The following is a 2,498-nucleotide window of genomic DNA, read 5'->3' as shown; positions in this document are numbered from 1 at the left end:
ACACACACCATGACGCAGCCACCGCAGCAGCCACCCCAGCAACCGTCTCAGCAGCCGCCCGGACCCCCAGGACCGCCGAAGCCGTCCCAGCAGTCCCAGCCGTCTCCGTACTCACAGCCTCCGCAACAGCCCCCATACCAACAGCCCCCGTACCAGCAACCGCCTCAGCAACCCCCGTACCAGCAACCGCCTCAGCAACCCCCGTACCAGCAGCAGCCCCCGTACCAGCCGCCCGCCGGAGACGGTTTCGGCGCGCCGCAGGACCCGCCACAGGGGTACGGCTACCCCGCGCCCGCCGGCCAGGTGCCGCAGCAGGGTTACGGGTATCCCACGCCGGCCGTCACCTACCAGCAGCCCCCCGGCGGCGGCGCGGGCACCGGGCCGGGCACGGGCGGCGGCTTCCGGCTGACCAGGACCGAGCTGCGGATGATCGTTTCCGCGGCCGTCGCCGTGGTGCTGATCCTCGGCGCCGGCATCTGGTACTCGGCGGGCAGGAGCGACACCACGGGCGAGGGCGGCGCCGGTCCCACCGCACACCCCACTCCCGGCACCAGCGCCCTGAACGCACACGAGAAGGCGCCCGACGACCCCGACTCGAAGGTGTCCTTCACCGTCCCGAAGCCCGCCGCCACCGACCTGCACAGCGTCGGGGCGTCCTGGCTCACCGGCTCCGTGTACGCGGTGGCCGGCATCCAGCAGATCGTCGGCTACGACCTGGACACGGGCACCAAGCGCTGGACGGTCGCGCTGCCCGGCGACGTGTGCGCGGCCAGCCCGCACGTCAGCGCCGACGGCAAGGCCGCCGTGGTCTTCGACGGCGCGCCGCGCACGAAGGACAGCGCCCCCCAGGCGTGCACCCGGGTCGGCGTGGTGGACCTCGGCACCGGCCGGCTGCTGTGGAACAAGACCGTCAGCCACCCCGGCGGCGACGAGGGCATCTCCTTCGACGGCGTCACCCAGACCGGCGACACCGTCGCCGCCGCGAGCACCGGCGGCGGGGCGGGCTTCGATCTCGACACCGGCGCGTTCCGGTGGAAGCCGCAGACGTCGGCCGACGACGACTGCCGCGACAACGGGTACGCGGGCGGCGACCTCCTCGTCGCGTCCCGCCAGTGCGGCAGCGGGGACGACGCGCAGGTCAGCGTCGAGAACCTCAACCCCACGACGGGCGCCACGCTCTCCTCGTACAAGATGCCGCCGGGCGTCCAGGACGTGCACACCGTCTCGACCGACCCGCTGGTCGTCGCGGCGGACGTCGGCGGCACCGGCCATCAGGGCGTCTCCGACTTCTTCTCGCTGGACGCCAGGACCGGGAAGCTGAAGGCGAAGATCTCCGCCCAGGGCGCCACGTACGCGGCCGACTGCACCGGCGACGCGATGGAGGGCTGCGCCGACGTCCTCGCGGCGAACGGCAGGCTCTACCTGCCGACGGACGCGCACGACGCGGGCGACGGGAAGGCGCTCGACGAGACCAACGAGATCGTCTCCTTCGACCTCTCCACCGGCAGGAGCACCTCGCAGCGCGCGGACTCCGGCGACGGCTGGACCTCGCGGCTGATCCGCCTGGACGGCCCGGACCTCATCGCGTACAAGACCGGCCCGTACAACAAGGGCGGCCAGATCGTCTCGATCGACGGCTCGACCTTCCGGCAGACGACGCTGATGCGCAACCCGTCGGACGAGGCCACCAGGGACAAGGAGTCGGACTTCGTCGCCAGCGGCTCCGAGGTGCGCTTCGGCGACGGCAGGCTGTTCCTCTCGCAGGACTACGTGGACAAGCCGCGCGACGCGGACGACGCCGCGGAACCGATGGTGATGGCGTTCTCGACGCACTGACGGCGACGCTCGATCAGCCCGGCGCCGCCGCCGTGGCCGGAACGCGCCCGAATTCCACAATCCGGGGGTCTTCTGGCCGGTAGGGGGCGCGCAACCTCGAACAAGCGTGTAGCTTGCCGGGTCTAGGAACCGGGGGGCCCAGGCCGCTTCGGCTGGGATGGGGGATGGCGATGGGCGTACGGCTCATGGTGATCGATGATCACCGGCTGCTGGCGGAAGCGCTGGCTTCCGCACTGAAGTTGCGCGGGCACCGGGTGCTCGCCTCGGCGGCGCCCCCGGCGGGCGCCGCCGATCTGGTGGTGAGCAGGGCGCCCGAGGTGTGCCTGATGGGGACGGCGGCGCCCGCGGAGCCGGGCGCCTTCGACCCGATCGTCCGCATCAAGAGGGAGCGTCCGCAGGTCGCCGTCGTCGTGCTCGGCCCGGTCCCGAGCCCGCGCGGCATCGCCGCGGCCTTCGCGGCCGGCGCGTCCGGGTACGTACGCCACGACGAGCGGATCGAGGGCGTGGAGCGGGCGATGGTCAAGGCCCGCGCGGGCGAGACGGCGGTGGGGGGGGGGCGCCCCCCGCGGGCCCCCCCGGCGCGGCGCCCCCCCCCCGGGCCCCCCCCCCCCCCGGGCCCCCCCCCCCCCCCCCCCCACACCCCCCGCCGGCACCCCGAGGGG

At 74.0% G+C, this 2,498-nt stretch carries 2 protein-coding genes; both read left to right on the top strand.

Features of this window, described 5'->3' with window-relative positions:
- The first annotated feature begins 303 nt into the window (after positions 1 to 303).
- Complete coding sequence (locus LCE31_RS31440) at positions 304 to 1,836, top strand: outer membrane protein assembly factor BamB family protein (RefSeq protein ID WP_225020412.1); 1,533 nt, start codon at positions 304 to 306, stop codon at positions 1,834 to 1,836.
- Positions 1,837 to 2,006: 170 nt separating this feature from the next.
- Positions 2,007 to 2,498, top strand: a 492-nt coding sequence (locus LCE31_RS31435; protein ID WP_225020409.1) for a response regulator, incomplete at its 3' end; no start/stop codon positions are given.

Source organism: Streptomyces sp. 8L (assembly GCF_020176795.1).
In the GTDB taxonomy this organism is placed as follows: Bacteria; Actinomycetota; Actinomycetes; order Streptomycetales; family Streptomycetaceae; genus Streptomyces.
This window is presented reverse-complemented; position numbering and strand designations above follow the sequence as displayed.